Source organism: Bradyrhizobium sp. USDA 4538 (genome assembly GCF_024171045.1).
Lineage (GTDB): Bacteria > Pseudomonadota > Alphaproteobacteria > Rhizobiales > Xanthobacteraceae > Bradyrhizobium > Bradyrhizobium australafricanum.
Genome location: NZ_JALJZE010000001.1, coordinates 6995177 through 7012232, shown reverse-complemented (window position 1 = coordinate 7012232; position 17056 = coordinate 6995177). Strand labels below are relative to the sequence as shown.

Annotated in this window: 18 protein-coding genes; 2 read left to right on the top strand and 16 right to left on the bottom strand. The window is 65.8% G+C overall.

The window, feature by feature from the left end; genetic code table 11:
• Window positions 1-85: 85 nt before the first annotated feature.
• The 14 genes from J2R78_RS31980 to J2R78_RS31915 all read right to left on the bottom strand — a co-directional run bounded on the left by J2R78_RS31980 (window position 86) and on the right by J2R78_RS31915 (window position 14249).
• Window positions 86-364: a hypothetical protein gene (locus J2R78_RS31980; RefSeq protein WP_038381721.1), complete on the bottom strand. Its 279-nt coding sequence runs from the start codon at window positions 362-364 to the stop codon at window positions 86-88.
• A 141-nt stretch (window positions 365-505) separates the two neighbouring features.
• Window positions 506-1255, bottom strand: coding sequence for a cation transporter (locus J2R78_RS31975; RefSeq protein WP_253608071.1), 750 nt, complete (start codon window positions 1253-1255; stop codon window positions 506-508).
• A 151-nt stretch (window positions 1256-1406) separates the two neighbouring features.
• Entirely contained in the window at window positions 1407-1709 is a 303-nt protein-coding gene (locus J2R78_RS31970; RefSeq protein ID WP_253609987.1) for a copper-binding protein, read from the bottom strand.
• A gap of 29 nt (window positions 1710-1738) precedes the next feature.
• Window positions 1739-2212: a cupredoxin domain-containing protein gene (locus J2R78_RS31965; protein ID WP_253608070.1), complete on the bottom strand. Its 474-nt coding sequence runs from the start codon at window positions 2210-2212 to the stop codon at window positions 1739-1741.
• A gap of 44 nt (window positions 2213-2256) precedes the next feature.
• A complete protein-coding gene (locus tag J2R78_RS31960) occupies window positions 2257-3612 on the bottom strand; it encodes a multicopper oxidase family protein (protein ID WP_253608069.1) in 1356 nt (451 codons plus the stop codon).
• A gap of 12 nt (window positions 3613-3624) precedes the next feature.
• Window positions 3625-5049: a TolC family protein gene (locus J2R78_RS31955; RefSeq protein ID WP_253608068.1), complete on the bottom strand. Its 1425-nt coding sequence runs from the start codon at window positions 5047-5049 to the stop codon at window positions 3625-3627.
• A 9-nt stretch (window positions 5050-5058) separates the two neighbouring features.
• Window positions 5059-5358: a hypothetical protein gene (locus J2R78_RS31950; protein ID WP_253608067.1), complete on the bottom strand. Its 300-nt coding sequence runs from the start codon at window positions 5356-5358 to the stop codon at window positions 5059-5061.
• 77 nt (window positions 5359-5435) lie between these two features.
• Complete coding sequence (locus tag J2R78_RS31945; protein WP_309145025.1) at window positions 5436-5873, bottom strand: hypothetical protein; 438 nt, start codon at window positions 5871-5873, stop codon at window positions 5436-5438.
• Window positions 5874-6007: 134 nt separating this feature from the next.
• A complete protein-coding gene (locus J2R78_RS31940; RefSeq protein ID WP_253608065.1) occupies window positions 6008-9175 on the bottom strand; it encodes an efflux RND transporter permease subunit in 3168 nt (1055 codons plus the stop codon).
• Complete coding sequence (locus J2R78_RS31935; RefSeq protein WP_253608064.1) at window positions 9172-10605, bottom strand: efflux RND transporter periplasmic adaptor subunit; 1434 nt, start codon at window positions 10603-10605, stop codon at window positions 9172-9174. The genes J2R78_RS31940 and J2R78_RS31935 overlap by 4 nt, the downstream gene beginning before the upstream one ends.
• A gap of 11 nt (window positions 10606-10616) precedes the next feature.
• Window positions 10617-11018, bottom strand: a complete 402-nt coding sequence (locus tag J2R78_RS31930; protein ID WP_168856722.1) for a FixH family protein — start codon at window positions 11016-11018, stop codon at window positions 10617-10619.
• Between the two features lie 99 nt (window positions 11019-11117).
• On the bottom strand, window positions 11118-11519 hold the full coding sequence (locus J2R78_RS31925; protein WP_168856723.1) for a hypothetical protein: 402 nt from the start codon (window positions 11517-11519) through the stop codon (window positions 11118-11120).
• Window positions 11520-11606: 87 nt separating this feature from the next.
• Complete coding sequence (locus tag J2R78_RS31920) at window positions 11607-13784, bottom strand: xanthine dehydrogenase family protein molybdopterin-binding subunit (RefSeq protein ID WP_253608063.1); 2178 nt, start codon at window positions 13782-13784, stop codon at window positions 11607-11609.
• Window positions 13785-13787: 3 nt separating this feature from the next.
• Entirely contained in the window at window positions 13788-14249 is a 462-nt protein-coding gene (locus J2R78_RS31915) for a (2Fe-2S)-binding protein (RefSeq protein ID WP_057019645.1), read from the bottom strand.
• 181 nt (window positions 14250-14430) lie between these two features.
• Here J2R78_RS31915 and J2R78_RS31910 point away from each other — a divergent pair, with 181 nt between their 5' ends.
• Window positions 14431-15312: a LysR substrate-binding domain-containing protein gene (locus tag J2R78_RS31910; protein WP_253608062.1), complete on the top strand. Its 882-nt coding sequence runs from the start codon at window positions 14431-14433 to the stop codon at window positions 15310-15312.
• A gap of 371 nt (window positions 15313-15683) precedes the next feature.
• Window positions 15684-16190: a hypothetical protein gene (locus J2R78_RS31905; RefSeq protein WP_225160228.1), complete on the top strand. Its 507-nt coding sequence runs from the start codon at window positions 15684-15686 to the stop codon at window positions 16188-16190.
• A gap of 78 nt (window positions 16191-16268) precedes the next feature.
• On the opposite strand, the gene J2R78_RS31900 is transcribed toward J2R78_RS31905, so the two are convergent.
• Together J2R78_RS31900 and J2R78_RS31895 are read right to left on the bottom strand one after the other, a co-directional pair.
• On the bottom strand, window positions 16269-16706 hold the full coding sequence (locus J2R78_RS31900) for a DUF5658 family protein (protein ID WP_057019648.1): 438 nt from the start codon (window positions 16704-16706) through the stop codon (window positions 16269-16271).
• A 150-nt stretch (window positions 16707-16856) separates the two neighbouring features.
• Window positions 16857-17021, bottom strand: coding sequence for a hypothetical protein (locus J2R78_RS31895; RefSeq protein WP_168856726.1), 165 nt, complete (start codon window positions 17019-17021; stop codon window positions 16857-16859).
• Between the last annotated feature and the right edge of the window lie 35 nt (window positions 17022-17056).

The window sequence follows — 17056 nt, the reverse complement described above, 5'->3', positions numbered from 1 at the left end:
ATCATGCTTCCGCGCGGATCGGAGGTGATGGGTATCGCTTCGCTCCACCCATCCCACGGATCAGCATAAACGTTACGGATGAAGATTACGGATAATGCTCGAGGCGACGATCGGGCTTTTGCGGGCGGCTCGCCCCCACCGTGTTGCCCGCAGCGCCGGCATCCGGCTTGGCCGGACGCGCGGCCTTCTCCACCGGCGGCCCGCTGTCGCCGGTCTTCTTGGCGCTGTTCAGCGCCTCGCCGGTGGTGGTCACGTTGGCGGCCTGCCCGGCCCCCGCCGAGCCGGCCGAAGGGCCGGAGCTTTGCGCCAACACGGTTCCCGATAGCACCAATGCCGCCATCAGTATTGCCGCGTTGATTGTCATGGAGGGGGCCTTCTGCACTCGAATGATGCACAGCAACGCGCCGCTGCCGCAGACGTTCCCCCGGTGCCATGATTTAAGGTAAATGCAAGGCGAATGTCCGCGCCCACCTCCGGCGGGAGTGCGCAGGCGCTTCCAGCTCAGTCAGCCATGCGCCGCCGCCGGGTCGCGCTGCGCAGCCTCGCGATATTCGGCCCATGCCTGCCGCAGGATTTGCACCGACGAGGTGAGGAATATCGTCGCCATCACGGTGGCGACGGCAAGGTCAGGCCAGGCCGAGACCGATCCCCACACGCCGAGGGCGGCCGCCATCACGATGAGGTTTCCGATCGCGTCGTTGCGCGAGCAGAGCCAGACCGAGCGGACATTGGCGTCGCCGTCCTTGTACGGCAGCAGAAGCAGAACCGATCCTAGATTGGCCGCGAGTGCCAACGCGCCGATGGCGCCCATCACCTCGGCTTTCGGCACGCCGAGCACGAACGTCTGGTAGACGGTCGAGCCGAACACCCACAGCGCCATCAAGCTCAGCGACGCGCCCTTCAACAGCGCTGCGGAGGCGCGCACACGCAGGCTGGCGCCGATCACCGCAAGGCTCAGTCCATAGGTGACCGTATCGGCAAGGAAGTCGAGCGCATCGGCCTTGAGCGCCTGCGATCCGGCAAGCTGACCCGCGATCATCTCGGTCAGGAACATCGCACCATTGATGCCGATGACCGTCCAGAGCACGCGCTTGTAGCGCGGATCGAGACCGTCAAAGACCGGAACGCCGCCTGAGCAGCCGCACGAAGCGGCCGCGCCATCGCGGTCCCCTGCCCGCACACGAGCCTTGATCGGCAGCGTCAGCGGCGGTGGCGCGCAGCATTCGGTCGTCTTCTGCCCGCAGCAATCGTTCATCGCTCGTCCTTCCAGACGACAGGATAAGGCCAGCCACGTAACGCATTCAAGCCGATCCATCTGGAACAGCTCCGGCGATCATGCGTCGCGGGTTCAAGGGCTGCCGGCTGCGTTTGGCCGACAGCCCAACCTGCTGATGCGGGCCGTCGCCTCATTTCGCCTTCTGAATCGCGGTGACGGTGTAGCCGCTGTCGCCCTCCTGGGCCTCGAACCGGACCTTGTCGCCGACCTTGACCTGCTTCAGCAGCGCCGGATCCTTGACCCGGTAAACCATCGTCATCGGCTCGTCCATGCCAAGGGTCTTGGCCGGGCCGTGCTTGAGCGTGATCTTGCCCGCACCCTCGTCGATCTTCTTGACCTCGCCATTGATCGCGGCGGCCTGCGCGAGCGCCGCGCCCAGGGTCAGAGCCAGCGCGAACGCGCCGGCGCCGGCAAGTTGGATCATCCTGTTCATCATTGTTGTGCTTTCTTTCATTGCTGGTTTCATTTCACGATGACGCGGCCGGTCATCCCGTAGTCGCGGTGATCCGGGATCAGGCAGGAATATTCAAACGTTCCGGCCTTGGTGAATTTCCAGACGATCTCCGCACTCTTCTTCGGTGCGAGGCGAACGCCGTTCGGATCGTCATGCTCCATGTGCGGATGCTTCTTCATCACTTCGGCATGCTTCAGATTCTCTTCGGTGGTCGCGAGCAGGAATTCATGATCCTCGGTGCCGGCATTGCGGATCACGAAGCGGATCTGCTCGCCGCGCTTGACCTCGATGCGGAACGGCGTGAACTCCATTTCCTTCATCTCGACCTCAACCGTGCGCGAGGGCTTGCTCGGATCGCCGGGCTCGCCGGCCGAATAGGATTCATGGCCGTGCTTCTCGTGGCCGCGCGATGGCGCGGCGGTGACGGACAGCGCAATCAGCACGATGCCGATGCTGGTGAGTTGCTTCACTGGATTCTCCATTCTGTGTTTGATGCTTGCTGGTCGTCGGATGGCGCTTTGATCCGCTACATCTTCATCCCCTTCATCGATGGCTTGGCTTTTCGCCCGGGCGCCGCCGGCGGCTGGCGCGCGGGCTCGGCGGCGGGCGCCTCGACCTCATAGGCAACCGTGCCCGGCGGATATTTGTACGGTCCGGGATCGGCGTAATCGTCGCGGCCGAGCCCTTCGCGGATCTTCATCACCGTGAACATGCCGCCCATCTCGATCGGCCCGAATTGTCCGGTGCCGGTCATCATCGGCAGCGTGTTGTCGGGCGCGGGCATCTCCATGTTGCCCATCGCCATCCCGGTCGATCCCATCGCCATCGCGTCGGGCGCGAGCTTGCCGACCGCCTTGGCCAGATCCTGGCGCGACACGCCGATGAAATTTCTGACGTCGTGGCCCATCGCGTTCATGGTGTGGTGCGACTTGTGGCAGTGGAACGCCCAGTCGCCCGGATTGTCGGCGAGCATGTCGAACGCCCTGACCGCGCCGACCGGCACGTCGGTCGTGGTCTCCGGATACTGCGCGCTGTCGGGCACCCAGCCGCCGTCGGTGCAGGTCACCGCGAAATTGTGCCCGTGCACATGGATCGGATGGTTGGTCATGGTCAGGTTGCCGATCCGCACGCGGATCCTGTCGCCGAGCCGGATCGGCATCGGATCGATGCCGGGATAGACGCGGCTGTTCCAGGTCCACATGTTGAAGTCGGTCATCTCATTGACCTTCGGCAGATAGGTGCCGGGGTCGATGAGGTAGCTGCTCATGATGAAGACGAAGTCGCGGTCGACGGGCCGGAACGCCGGATCGCGCGGGTGCACGATGAACATGCCCATCATGCCCATCGCCATCTGCACCATCTCGTCGGAATGCGGGTGGTACATGAAGGTCCCGCTGTGCTTCATCTCGAACTCGTAGACGAAGGTCTTGCCCGGCTTGATGTGCGGCTGGTTGAGCCCGCCGACGCCGTCCATGCCTGACGGCACGATCATGCCGTGCCAGTGCACCGTGGTGTGCTCCGGCAGTTTGTTGGTGACGAAGATGCGGACCTTGTCGCCCTCGACCGCCTCGATGGTCGGTCCCGGAGCCTGGCCGTTGTAGCCCCAGAGATTGGCCTTCATGCCGTCGGCGAATTCGCGCACCACGGGCTCGGCGACGAGATGGAATTCCTTCCAGTCGCCGTTCATCCGCCACGGCAGCGACCAGCCATTGAGCGTGACGACCGGCCGGTAGTCCGGCCCGCTGGCGGGATGTAGCGGCGGCTGCATCACCGCCTTGTCCATGGTCGGCGCTTCGGGAATGGCGGCGGCCTGGACGCGGCCGCTGACCGCGCTTGCCGTCACCAGCGCCGCGCTGCCCAGAAATCCTCGTCGTGAAAACATGTGCTGCTCCATTCAATGACCGCCACCGGCCGCGGGCTGCGCGGCCGAGGCGATGGAAGACGGTGTCGATGCTGCGCCGGCCGAGCCGCCGCCGTTGATCGCGGTCTGCAGCTCGGATTGCGCCAGAAGGAAGTCGCGCTTGGCGTCGATCGCCGCGCGCAGCGAGGCGAGCCGCTGCCGCGCTTCGGTGAGCAGCGCGAACACGTCGACCTGCATGCTGGAGAAGCGCAGCTGCATCTCCTCGGTGATGATCTGGCGCAACGGCAGCACCTCGCGCTGGTAATGACGCGCGATGTCGTAGGTCGAGCGGTAGACGCGGTAGGCGTCGCGCGCCTCGGAGCGGATGTTGATCGCCTTCTCGGTCAGGCGGTTCATCGCCTGGCGGTAGGTCTCCGCCGCCTGGCGCACCCTCACCTCGCCGCCGTCGAAGATCGGAATCTGGAACTGGACGTCGAAGCCGCGCTCCCTGAACGGCGGAGCTTCGGGATCGTGGGTGCGCTTGTCGATGCCGGCGACGTCGAGCAGTGTGACGAAGCGCGTCGCCTCGGTGAGATCGAGCGCCTTGGCGAGCGCCACGATTTCCATCCGCGCGATCTGCAGGTCGACGCGATGGCCAACCGCCGCGACCTCGATCGACGGCTGTTCCAATGGCCGCTTCGGCAGCAATGGCAACTTGCCGGGAATCCGGAAGCCGAGATCGCCGTCCCACAATCCGAGCAGGCGCGCCAGCCGCTCGCGCGAACTCGTCGCATTCTGCCGCGCGCTGGCGAGGTCAGCGGTGATCTCGGCGTAGAACACCTGCTCGCGGGCCTGGTCGAGCTTGTTCATGCCGCCGGTCTCGCCGAGCTTTTTCGCGAGCTGCGCGGTGGACTCCGCGGTCGCCTTCGCATCCGTCAGCAGCCCGACCATCTCATTTGCCGCGACGGCCGCGACATGGCTGCGCCGCACCTCGGCGGCAAGCCGCAAGGTGGCGAGCGCGGCCTTGAGCTGCGCCTGGCGGAAGCGCTCGCGCGCGATCTCGGAGCGGGCCGGAAGGGTCGCCAGCGCCAGGATGTCGCCGACGACCTGCCGCTCGACCTCGCTGGCGCCATTGCCGGTGATGCGCGAGACCGAGAAGGTCGGGCTCGGCGGCAGGCTGTCGGCGACGTAATCGGTCTCCGCCAGCGCCAGCTCGTTATAGGCGGCCTGCAGGCCCTTGTTGTTCAAGAGCGCGACCTGCACGGCGGCATCCGCCGTCAAATTGCGCGCGAGCAACTGCTTCACCGCCGCGTCGACGGTCGCGGCCCCATCTCCGCCGCGAACAAAGGCGACGTCCTTGCCGATCGCCTGCCCGGTGACCTCGGAGACCACGCCCATGCCGCTGTCGGACGAGAACGACGCGCATCCGGCGAGCGCTGACGTCAGCAGCAAAAGCGGCGCGATGGCCAGATGTCGCATGGCGCCCTCCTAGTGTTCTGACTTGGCCGGCGGCGTCACGCCGTCGTTGCGCTCGCGCCAGGGCAGCGGCGTCGCCGGACGCAGGCTACTGTAGGGCGCGATCGTCGAGCGGTAGCCGACAGCGGCCGTCCCCGCCGCCGGGTTTGCCGGATCGCCTGCGACGGCGACCGGCCGGCCGTCGGTCATGCAGCCGGCGAGCGGCGCAGATGCGAGGATGGCGGCGGCCATCCGCGATAAAACTATCGATGGCACGCGCTGGCCAAGCCTGGTGGCCACGGCGGCGAGCCTCGCCCCGAGATGCGAAAACATGGATCTGTCCCGATCATCAGATGAGCAACAGGCATGCGCACGCGAGCGCGCGGCGCAGCCACGATGTCAGCGAGAGATCAGGCGATGGGGGGACGATAGAGCCGCGCCGGAGCCTCGCTCCACAGGCCCCGGGTGGGCTCGGCGAGACGGGTCGCGATCGGGTGCAAGGGACTGGCGACGAAAGGAAGATCGGCCGGCAGCGCCGACACGCACATCAAGGCGCAGCACGGCCCCGGCGCGTTCTTGCCGTCGTGGCTGTGCTTGGCCGGCGGTTCGGCGGCATCGGCGGCGTGGTGCAAATGCGTGCCGCCATGATCGCGCGCGGCAGCATCGGCGTGTGTCACCGGCATCGCGCCATCATGCACATGCGTCATCACAGCCGGCTGGACCTCATCGGTGAGGCACGGAAACGGCGCCCCGAACGCGAGCGCAAAGGACGGCGCGAGCACGCAGAACAGATAGGCCAGGATGATGGAACATCCCGCCCGCACCCGCCCCGACCTCGTCAACCGCACCAACACCCGCCTCGCGTCTCCAACCACCTGCAAGCTGACCGCAAATCAGCCTGCCGCAAACCGCCATCAGCTATATACCCCCTTGGGGTATCATTCAATCCGATTTGAAACCACCAACAGGCGTCATGTTTCCATCACATCCTTGCCTGCTGGCGCGCGGCACAGGAAGCAACTTCGCGCGCCGACACTCTCGCTTTGATCTCGATGCCCTTCACGACGGCGAAGATCGCGGGAATCACGATCAGCGTCAGCAATGTCGACGAGATCATGCCGCCGATCATGGGCACCGCGATGCGCTGCATGATCTCGGAGCCGGTGCCGGTGCTCCACATGATCGGCAACAGCCCGGCCATGATGGCGACCACCGTCATCATCTTTGGACGGACGCGCTCGACCGCGCCCGTGATGATCGCGCGATTGAGGTCGTCACGATCGATCGCGCGTCCCTCGGCGGCGCGGCGCGCCGCGACCTCGCCCAGCGCCTGGTTGAGATATATCAGCATCACGACGCCGGTCTCGGCGGCAACGCCGGCGAGCGCGATGAAGCCGACGGCGACCGCAACCGACAGGTTGAAGCCGAGCGCCCACATCAGCCAGAAGCCGCCGACCAGCGCGAACGGCAGCGACAGCATCACGATCATCGTCTCCGCCACCGATCGGAAATTGAGGTAGAGCAGCAGGAAGATGATCGACAGCGTCACCGGCACCACGATCCTGAGCCGCGCGGCGGCGCGCTCGAGATATTCGTACTGCCCGCTCCAGACCACGTAGGTTCCGGGCGGAAACTGCACGCCGGCCTGCACCGCGCGTTGCGCGTCCGCGACATAGCCGCCGAGATCGCGATCGCGGATGTCGACATAGATGTAGGTCGCGAGTTGGCCGTTCTCGGTCCGGATCGTGGTCGGCCCGCGCGCCGGCGCGATGTCGGCGACCTCGCCGAGCGGCACCGCGCCGCCCGCCGGCATCGGCACCAGGATGTCGCTGGCAATCGCGCCCGGATTGTCGCGCAAATCGCGCGGATAGCGCATGTTGACGGTGAAGCGCTGGCGTCCCTCGACCGTCGTGGTCACGCTCTGCCCGCCGAGCGCGGTCGCGATGGTGTCCTGCACGTCCTGCACCGCGATCCCGTAGCGCGACAGGGCCTCACGCTTCGGCGTGATCTCGAGATAATAGCCGCCGAGGCTGCGCTCGGCATAGGCCGACGAGGTGCCGGGCACGCCCCTCACCACCTGCTCGACATGGCGGGCGAGCTTGTCGATCACGGCAAGATCGGGACCGATTACCTTGACGCCGACCGGCGTCCGGATCCCGGTCGAGAGCATGTCGATGCGCGCCTTGATCGGCATGGTCCAGGCGTTGGAGACACCGGGGAATTGCAGCGCCTTGTCCATCTCGGCGATCAGGCGGTCGAGCGTGAGGCCGGCGCGCCATTGCGCTTTCGGCTTCAGATTGATGACGGTCTCGAACATCTCCGACGGCGCCGGATCGGTTGCGGTCGCGGCGCGGCCGGCCTTGCCGTAGACCGAAGCGGCCTCCGGAAAGCTGCGGATGATGCGGTCCTGCATCTGCAGCAGCTCGGCCGCCTTGGTCACCGAAATCCCCGGCAGCGTGGTCGGCATATAGAGCAGCGTGCCCTCGTTGAGGTCGGGCATGAACTCGGTGCCGAGCTGCCGCGCCGGCCAGATTGAGACGGCGACGGCGCCGAGCGCCAGCAGGATCACCAGCGTCTTCGCCCGTAACACGCCGTTGATGACCGGACGGTAGATCCAGATCAGGAAACGGTTGATCGGATTTCTGTGCTCGGGGACGATCCTGCCGCGGACGAAGATCACCATCAGCGCCGGCACCAGCGTCACCGACAACAGCGCCGCCGCCGCCATCGCGAACGTCTTGGTGAACGCAAGCGGCGAGAACAGCCGCCCCTCCTGCGATTCCAGCGTGAAGATCGGCATGAAGGACACGGTGATGATCAGCAAGCTGAAGAACAGCGCCGGTCCCACCTCCGCCGCGGCCTCGATCAGGATCGCGACCCGCGACCTGCCGGGCTCGGCGCGCTCCAGGTGCTTGTGCGCGTTCTCGATCATTACGATCGCCGCATCGATCATGGCGCCGATCGCGATCGCGATGCCGCCGAGGCTCATGATGTTGGAGCCGATGCCGAGCAGCTTCATTGCGCCGAACGCCATCAAGACGCCGACCGGCAGCATCAGGATCGCGACCAGCGCGCTGCGGACATGCAGCAGGAACAGGATGCAGACCAGCGCGACCACCGCGCTCTCCTCCAGCAATGTGCGCTTCAACGTGTCGATCGCCGCATAGATCAAATTGGAGCGGTCATAGACCGGCACAATCTCGACCGACTTCGGCAGGCTGGTCGCGATCTCCGTGAAACGCTTCTTGACGTTCTCGATCACATCGAGCGCGTTGACACCGAAGCGCTGCAGCACGATGCCGCTCGCGACCTCGCCCTCGCCGTTCAGTTCGGCGATGCCGCGCCGCTCGTCGGGGCCGAGCTCGATGCGGGCGACGTCGCGCAGCAGCACCGGCGTGCCGCTGTCGGTCTTCAGCACGATGTTGCCGAGATCGTTGATGTCCTTCAGATAGCCCTTGCCGCGGATGACATATTCGAACTCGGAGAGTTCGACGGTGCGGCCGCCGACATCGGCGTTGCTGGCACGAATCGCGTCGCGCATTCGCTGCATGGTGATGCCGCGGTCGCGCATCCGCTGCGGATCGAGGATCACGTTGTACTGCTTGACGAAGCCGCCGACGCTTGCGACCTCGGCCACGCCTTCCGCCCTGGCAAGCGCGAATTTCAGGTTCCAATCCTGGATCGTGCGGGTGTCCGCAAGGTTCAGCTCTTTCGACATCACGGCATACTGGTAGACCCAGCCGACCCCGGTCGCGTCGGGCCCGATGGTCGGTGAGACGCCGGCCGGCAGCCGCGACGCCGCGCCGTTGAGGAATTCGAGCACGCGCGAGCGCGCCCAGTAGATGTCCGTGCCGTCCTCGAAGATGACATAAACAAAGGACACGCCGAAGAACGAGAAGCCGCGCACGACCTTCGACTTCGGCACCGTCAGCATCGCCGTGGTCAGGGGATAGGTGACCTGGTCCTCGATCACCTGCGGCGCCTGGCCGGGATATTCGGTGTAGACGATGACCTGGGTGTCGGAGAGATCGGGGATCGCATCGAGCGGCAGATGCAGCAGCGCGTAAAGGCCCGCGGCTGCCGCAAAGCCGGTGCCGAACAGCACCAGCAGCAGGTTGCGCGCCGACCAGGCGATGACACGGGCAATCATCGCCGGTCCCCCGTCCTGTCGCCCTCGCCCGCCTGCGCAGCACCGGCCTCGGCGAAGCCCTTGATCGCCGCCTTCAGGTTGCTTTCGGCATCGATCAGAAACGTCGCTGATGTCACGACCGCATCGCCCTCGGCGATGCCGTCGCGGATTTCGACATAGCCGTCGCCGCGCCGCCCGAGCTTGACCTCGCGCGGCTCGAACCGCCCGTTGCCGCGGTCGATCAGCACGGTCTGGCGGCTCCCGGTATCGAGGATGGAGTTCTCCGCCACCGCGAGCACCGGCGCCGGGCTGCCGGTGTCGATCTCCGCGTCGACATACATGTCCGGCAGCAGTGCGAGGTCGGCATTCTGCAATTCGATCCGCACCCGCGCGGTGCGCGTCTCCTTGTTGACCTGCGGATAGATCACGCTGATCCGGCCGACGAAACTGCGGCCCGGATAGCTGCGCGCCCGCACGGACACGTTCTGCCCGACCACGATATTGCCGAGATCGCGCTCGGCAACGTCGACCAATGCCCACACGACAGAGACGTCGGCAATCCGAAACAGCACGTCGCCGGGCTGCGCGCGCATGCCCTCGATGGCGGCGCGCTGCAGCACGATGCCGTCACGCGGCGACAGCCACTGGATCGCGATCGGAACCGTCCGGCTCTTCTCCATCTCGGCGATGACGGGTTCGGGAACGTCGAGATTGGTCAGCCGCTGCTTGGAGCCGCGCCCGTAGGGCTCGATGTTCGCAGTCGCCTTCGACGTGATGGTCGCGACATATTCGGCCGCAGCGGACGATATTGCCGGGCTGTAGATCTCCATCAACGGCTGGCCCTTCGTCACGCGGCTGCCGGTCGTGACGTCGGCGACTTTCTGCACATAGCTCTCGGCGCGCATCGCGATGACGGAGACGCGACGTTCGTCGAGCTGGATCGTGCCGGGTGCGCGGACCAGCGTACGGATGCGGCGCATCTGCGCGGGCTCGGACTTGACGCCGCTGCGCTGGATCCTGCCGGGCGACAGCGTGATCGAACCGTCGTCGCTGTCATCGCCGTCATAGACGGCGATGTAATCCATTCCCATGGAATCCTTCTTCGGCACCGGCGAGGTGTCGGGAAGTCCCATGGGATTGCGATAATATTTGACCTTGCGCTCGCCTTTCGCGGCGGGCGCGCTCGCGTCTGCCGATTGCCCGGCCCCGCCCTCGTCATCGGCAAACACCGGCAGATAGTCGCGCCCGTCAGGCGTCTTCTTCGGTGTCGCCGAATAGAGCGACTTGCCGTCGGGATCGCGGTAGTAGATCGGCGCAGCAGTCTCCGCCGCCCGCGCGACGGAGACGACCGCAGCGGTTGCCGGCCGCGGCGGCAGGTCGCGGCCGATCCATGCGGCGCCTGCCGCTGCCGTGATCGCAGCGGCAGCGCCGGCCCATGTTAAGGCGCCCATTGCTCGGCGGCTCATTGCTCGGCCGTGACGACGAGCTTGTTCTCGACCGCGCCGGTCTCGCCCTGCACCTTGGCGCCGAGCGACAATTGCCAGCGGCCGGCCATGCCGAAGGTCGCCTTGAACCGGTAGGTGCCGGGTTCGGTGCCCGGCATCGGCGTCACCTTGGTGGCCATCTCCTGCATGCCGTCGGGCGCCATGTCGAGCCGGGTCGAGAAGATGACCGCGTCGGGCACGGCTTTCCCGCTCGTCTTGTCGACCAGCCGCACTGTGACGATGCGATCGGCACCCGCCTTGACGGTCGGCTGCACGAGCTGGAATTCGTAGTTCTTGATCTCGGCGTGGGCAGACATGCCCGTCACGGCAACGCCGATCAGCGCGGCGGCGGTGGCGCGCGCCAGGTGGAAAGACTTCATCGTGATAATCCTCGATACGTCTGATGAGCCGCGTGAGCGGCATGCAAAGGCACGCGCGCCATTGGCGCACGCGTCAGCGATCAGGCGCTGGCGCGCCCGTCAGACGGTGGTTCGAGGCGGATGGTCGGGAGGTTTGGCGCCAAGGCCGTCGAGCAGACGGTCGTCATGGGCGGCGATCCGGCTGCGCAACGGATCGCGCTCGATCAGCGACATGGCGCCGGCGGGCACCGGCAGCGAAACGCTCAACATGCAGAGCGCGAGGAACGGACAGTCGTCGCAGCCCTTGCTCTTGCCCTGGTCCGGACAGCACGGCATGTCGTCGGCCAGCGCCTGCTCGGACATCGCCTGTCCAGACATGGCGTGATCGTCCGGCATCGCCTGCATCGCAGCGGCCGAGGCATCCGGCATCATCCGGGCAAATGCCGGCGCCACGGGCGCGAGCAACAGCCCGGCTGCGACGAGCAGCAGAATCCAGAGATTGGCGAGCCGCCTCAGATGCATGCCCGCTTCTCGCACGGATCAGTGCACGGCGCAAATCCGTCCGGCTTCACGATCGCGCCAGCACCCGGGGGAGGCTCTCACTCGCCCCTAGGTCTGCTTCAATACCGCCGGATCGACCGGCATCTTGCGCAGCCGCTTGCCGGTCGCCGCGAAGATCGCGTTGCTGATCGCCGGCACGATGCCCGAGGTTCCGGTCTCGCCCATGCCGCCCGGCGGCTCAGTGCTCGGCACGATATGGACCTCGATCGCCGGCGCCTGATCGATGCGCAGCATCTGGTAGCTGTCGAAATTGCTCTGCTCGACGCGGCCGTCCTTGAGCGTGATCTCGCCGTAGAGCGCCGCCGTGACGCCGAAATTGATGCCACTCTGGAGCTGCGCCTGCACCGTGTCGGGATTGACCACGGTGCCGCAATCCATCGCACAGACGACGCGGTGGACACGGACCGAGCCGTCCTTGGCGACCTCGACCTCGGCGACCTGCGCGAGGTAGCTGCCGAACACGAATTGCAGCGACACGCCGCGTCCGCGCCCGGCCGGCAGCTTGCCGCCCCAGCCTGCCTTGGCCGCCGCGAGCTCGAGCGCCGCCTTGGCGCGCGGCGATTTGCCGAGCAGCGCGCGGCGATAATCGACCGGATCCTGCTTCGCCGCCGCCGCCAGCTCGTCGATCACGCTTTCGGTGACGAACACGTTGTGCGAGGGCCCGACGCTGCGCCAGAACGCGGTCGGAATGCCCGGCGGTTCGACCCGGACATATTCGACATGGAAGTTCGGAATGTCGTAGACGAGATCGATCGCGCCCTCGGTCGTGTCGGGATCGAGCCCGTTGCGGAACGCCGGCGGCGCCCATCGCGCCAGCACCGACGAGCCGGCGAAGCGGTTGTTCCAGGCAACCGGCTTGCCAGATGCATCGAGGCCGACCGCAATCCGGTCGCACCAGTAGGGCCGGTACATGTCGTGCTGGATGTCCTCCTCGCGGGTCCACACCACCTTGACCGGCGTATCGACCTGCTTGGCGATCTGCACCGCGCGAATGACACCATCGACCTCGAGCCTGCGGCCGAAGCCGCCGCCGAGCAGATGATTGTGCACCACCACCTTCTCCGGCGGCATGTTCAGCACCTTTGCGGCTACCGCCTGGGCACGAGAGAGCGCCTGGCTGCCGACCCAGATCTCGCAACCGTCGGAACGCACATGCACGGTGCAGTTCATCGGCTCCATCGTCGCATGGGCGAGGAATGGCAGTTGATAGGTCGCCTCGACTTTCGTCGCTGCGCCCGCCATCGCCTTGTCGGCGTCGCCGATATTTTGCGCGACCGTGCCCGGCTTGGTGGTGGCGGCTTCGAGCTCGCGCGCGATATCCGATGTGGCGAGCTTGGCGTGAGGGCCCTCGTCCCACTCGATCGTGAGCGCCGCCAGACCTTTCTTCGCCGCCCCCATGTGGTCGGCCACCACCGCGACTGCGTCGTCGAGCGTCACGATCTGACGCACGCCCTTGACGGCTTTTGCCGCCGCATCGTCGACGCGCTTCACCCGCCCGCCGAACACCGGCGACTGCGCCAGCGTCGCGACCTTCACCCCGGGCGGCCTTGCGTCGATGCCGTAGACCGCCGTGCCGTTGATCTTGGAGGGCGTATCGAGCCGCTTGGCCGGCGTGCCGATCAGCTTGAACTCGGCCGGGCTCTTCAGCGTGACATTCTCCGGCACCGGCATCTGCGCCGCGTCAGTCGCGAGTTCACCGTAACCCAGCTTGCGTCCAGAGGCCGCGTGATGCACCTCGCCGTTCTCGGCGCGGCATGTCCCAGGCTCGACGTTCCAGCGCTTCGCCGCGGCCGCGACCAGCATCGCTTTCGCGGTGGCGCCGGCTTTGCGCATCGGCTGCCAGGCGCCGCGCATTGCGTTCGAATTGCCGGTGGCCTGCACGCCGAGCAGCGGGTTGGCGTAGAGCTTGTCGCTCGGCGGCGCGTGTTCGAGCCGGACCTGCGTCAGGCCGATCTCGAGCTCCTCGGCGATCAGCATCGGGATCGAGGTGTAGGTGCCCTGCCCCATCTCGACATAGGGCATGGTCAGCACGACCTTGCCGTCGCCGCCAATCCGGACGAAGGCGTTCGGCGCGAAGCCGTCGGAAGCCGCCGCCTCGCTCTCGCGGCCCGCGAACGGCAGGCTCACGCTGAGCAGCAGACCGCCGCCCGCGATCGCGCCGGCGCGGAGGAAATTGCGCCGCGACAGGTCGGCAGCGCGCTCAGACAGATTGTCGATCAGCGTCATGGCTCAACCTCCCGACTGCGCGGCTTGCTTGATGGCTTCGCGAATGCGCACATAGGTGCCGCAGCGGCAGATATTGCCCGACATCGCTTCATCGATATCGGCATCGGTCGGCTTCGGCTTGCCCGCGAGCAGCGCGGAGGCCGACATGATCTGCCCCGACTGGCAGTAACCGCATTGCGGCACCTCATGCGCGAGCCAGGCGTCCTGGATCTTCTTGCCCGCCGGCGTCATGCCGACCGCCTCGATGGTCGTGATCCTGGAGTCGCCGATGCTGTCGATGGTCGTGATGCAGGAGCGCACCGCCGTGTCGTCGAGATGCACCGTGCAGGCGCCGCACAGCGCCATGCCGCAGCCGAACTTGGTGCCGGTCATGCCGAGCACGTCGCGCAGCACCCAGAGCAGCGGCGTGTCGCCATCGGCATCGACCGAATGACTGGTCCCATTGATCGTGATCTGGAAGGGCATCGTGACACTCCTGTCTGGTTCAGGCTCCGGCGAGATTGCGTCCCTCCGGGCGAAATCGGCAGCATTTCGAAGCAATCGGACGCATCATCGCGCCGATTGCTCACTTATGGTAATAAATATAGTTCCAGCACCCCATAAGTAGCGCCTTGATGCGCAGTGAAATAACCATTGGTTTATAATCATGGATCGACTGACCAGCATGTCCGTGTTTGCCCGCGTCGCCGATCTCGGCTCCTTCACCGCGGCGGCCAAGGAGTTGCGGATGTCGCCGACCATGATCGGCAAGCATATCCGCTTTCTCGAGGACCGGCTCGGCTCGCAATTGATCAACCGGTCGACCCGGCGGCAGGGCCTCACCGAGCTCGGCCGCAGCTATCTCGATCACTGCAAGCAATTGCTTGAACAGGCCGAGGCCGGCGATGCGCTGGTCGAGGAGGCCCTGAGCGCGCCGCGCGGCAAGCTCCGCATCGCGACCTCGGTCGCCTTCGGGTCGTACAGCCTGGCGCCTGCACTGGTCCGCTTCATGAAGAAATATCCGGAAGTCTCGGTCGACCTCATCCTCAGCGACAGGATGGTCGATCTGCTCGAGGAAGGGCTGGATGCGGCGATCCGGGTCGGCACGCTGACCGACTCCACCATGATGTCGCGCTCGCTGTCGCCCTATACCGGCGTGGTTTGCGCAGCGCCGAGCTATCTCGCCGAACGCGGCACGCCGACCCATCCGGCAGATCTCGCCCGCCATGAATGCCTACGCTACCCCGGCTGGTCGGACGGGCAACGATGGACCTTCTCCGGGCCGGAGGGCGAAGTGCATGTCGATGTCGCGAGCCGCCTCTTCATCAACAGCGCGTTCGGCATCCGTTACGCGGCGCTGGCGGGCGCCGGCATCGTGCTGATGCGCGACGAGCTGCTGGCCGAGGATATCGCCGCGGGACGGCTGCAGGTCCTGCTGCCGGACTACGCGACGCAGAGCCGCGCGCGCCAGATCTTGTGGCCGAAGCATCGCAAGATGACGCCGAAGCTGCGCGCGCTGATCGACTTCATCGTGGAGACATACGGCTGAGACAGATCGCCGCGGCCAAACCGCTCAACGCGACTGGCCAAGGTTGTAACGTCGCGACGGAGCGCGTAGGATGAGAACGTGCAATGAGGCCGTCGCGCCGATGCCGGGCGGCTTCCGTTCAAGTGAGGCGCGACATGCTGCCTGCCGAGGTTTGGACGCGCCTTCCCATCTCGAGAATTGAAGATCTGAGCGACGCCGTTCGCGGCGCGGGCCTTGACGCGACCCAGATGTCCAGCGGTCATCTCTCGGGCAGTCTCGTCTTTTCGAGCTCGGACGGCATCGAGTGCAGCAGCGGATTGATCGACGGAGGACAGTGCCGCGCCCACCGGATCGATCGGTGGACGTAACCGAATTCAACAGGAGATACATCGATGCTTGACTTGATGCGTACAACGAGGCTTGCAGCGTCCATCCTCACCGCCTCGATCATTGCGGCGATGCCGGTTGAATCGGCGTCTGCAACGCTGCTCGGCGCGATGCCGATCGGTAATCACGCCGCGCAATCATCCGACGTCGTTGCAGTCCGCGCGGCCGGTCGCCGTGGCGGCGCAGCGGTCGGTCCGCGCGGAGGTGCCGTCGTTCACCGTGGCGGCGCAGCCGTTGGGCCGCGCGGTGGCGCCTATCGCGGCCGCACCGCAGTCGTCGGGCCGCGCGGCAACGTCGCGGTTCGCGGCCGGACGGTGGTGGGAGGCGGCGGATGGGCGCGTCCGGGCCGGTATTACTGGCCAAGGGGCGGCGCAATCGCGGCCGGCGCAGCCATCGGGGTCGTGACGGCGGCAACGGCCGCGGCGTGGGCCGGTGCTGCGCCGGCGCCCGGCATGTGCTGGTACTATACCGATCCGTCTCGCACGCAAGGATTCTGGGACTACTGCCAGTAATCGCCGCAGCGGGCGAGCCGATGCGAAGCCAGTGATGTCTCGCGCCTGCCCTGGCGGAGGCACCACTGGTGTTCCTCGCTACTTCGTGCTTGCTATGATCAGAAGATTGTTGAGTACGGGCGTGGAGCAAAACGCCGCCACGATCGCGATATTGTAGGGGTTGTTGCTGCGCCAGAGCAGCCACATCATGAAATAGGTCAAACCGAGCTTCGGGATAAGCCACCAGGGGCCGAGCCATGTCTGAGCGACATGCATGAACGGGTTCAACTCGCCGAGGCCGAGATTCAGGATCGTGTTGGTGGTGTAGAGATCGGCGATGCCAAGAAGCAGGACGGACAGCACGAGGAGCGTCTTGGCGAGGTAACGTGGCCCCAGAATAATCTCGTAAGCAAATGCGGCGCCCCCCGGGACGTTTCGCTTGAACCACGACTGCGCGGCGTCATTGGTCGCGAAAATCTTCAGATGCTCCGGCTCGCCAACGGGCTTGCTTGTGTCGGTATAGACCCAGACTTTCATTCGATTGCTCAAATATCTCTTTTCAAATCACAAAAAAGTATCATCTGCCGAGATGGTCATCTCGGGAGACCAAGGTAGCTCTGCCGTCGCCGTGAGGATAATTCCGGAGAGTGGCGTTGCGTTGGCCTCGAGGTGCCGCTTCAGGGCGGTTCAATCGTTGCGGCGCTTCAGGTCCAAGCGTCCGATGCGTTCATCAATCAGTCGATTTAGTTTCTCGTCCCGCCGTGAATTCTTCCTAAACAGCCCGCCATGCAGCCGATAGGCAAGAAGGAGCAGGACAATGGCAGTGCCCCCGAGATAGTAGGACCAGTCCATTCTTGAACCGCGCCTGGTTGCTGCAATGGCCGAAG

Coding starts and splice junctions, on each gene's coding strand:
- J2R78_RS31980 (WP_038381721.1), bottom strand. CDS start 364: ATGACAATCAACGCGGCAATACTGATGGCGGCATTGGTGCTATCGGGA.
- J2R78_RS31975 (WP_253608071.1), bottom strand. CDS start 1,255: ATGAACGATTGCTGCGGGCAGAAGACGACCGAATGCTGCGCGCCACCG.
- J2R78_RS31970 (WP_253609987.1), bottom strand. CDS start 1,709: ATGAACAGGATGATCCAACTTGCCGGCGCCGGCGCGTTCGCGCTGGCT.
- J2R78_RS31965 (WP_253608070.1), bottom strand. CDS start 2,212: ATGGAGAATCCAGTGAAGCAACTCACCAGCATCGGCATCGTGCTGATT.
- J2R78_RS31960 (WP_253608069.1), bottom strand. CDS start 3,612: ATGTTTTCACGACGAGGATTTCTGGGCAGCGCGGCGCTGGTGACGGCA.
- J2R78_RS31955 (WP_253608068.1), bottom strand. CDS start 5,049: ATGCGACATCTGGCCATCGCGCCGCTTTTGCTGCTGACGTCAGCGCTC.
- J2R78_RS31950 (WP_253608067.1), bottom strand. CDS start 5,358: ATGTTTTCGCATCTCGGGGCGAGGCTCGCCGCCGTGGCCACCAGGCTT.
- J2R78_RS31940 (WP_253608065.1), bottom strand. CDS start 9,175: ATGATTGCCCGTGTCATCGCCTGGTCGGCGCGCAACCTGCTGCTGGTG.
- J2R78_RS31935 (WP_253608064.1), bottom strand. CDS start 10,605: ATGGGCGCCTTAACATGGGCCGGCGCTGCCGCTGCGATCACGGCAGCG.
- J2R78_RS31930 (WP_168856722.1), bottom strand. CDS start 11,018: ATGAAGTCTTTCCACCTGGCGCGCGCCACCGCCGCCGCGCTGATCGGC.
- J2R78_RS31925 (WP_168856723.1), bottom strand. CDS start 11,519: ATGCATCTGAGGCGGCTCGCCAATCTCTGGATTCTGCTGCTCGTCGCA.
- J2R78_RS31920 (WP_253608063.1), bottom strand. CDS start 13,784: ATGACGCTGATCGACAATCTGTCTGAGCGCGCTGCCGACCTGTCGCGG.
- J2R78_RS31915 (WP_057019645.1), bottom strand. CDS start 14,249: ATGCCCTTCCAGATCACGATCAATGGGACCAGTCATTCGGTCGATGCC.
- J2R78_RS31910 (WP_253608062.1), top strand. CDS start 14,431: ATGGATCGACTGACCAGCATGTCCGTGTTTGCCCGCGTCGCCGATCTC.
- J2R78_RS31905 (WP_225160228.1), top strand. CDS start 15,684: ATGCTTGACTTGATGCGTACAACGAGGCTTGCAGCGTCCATCCTCACC.
- J2R78_RS31900 (WP_057019648.1), bottom strand. CDS start 16,706: ATGAAAGTCTGGGTCTATACCGACACAAGCAAGCCCGTTGGCGAGCCG.
- J2R78_RS31895 (WP_168856726.1), bottom strand. CDS start 17,021: ATGGACTGGTCCTACTATCTCGGGGGCACTGCCATTGTCCTGCTCCTT.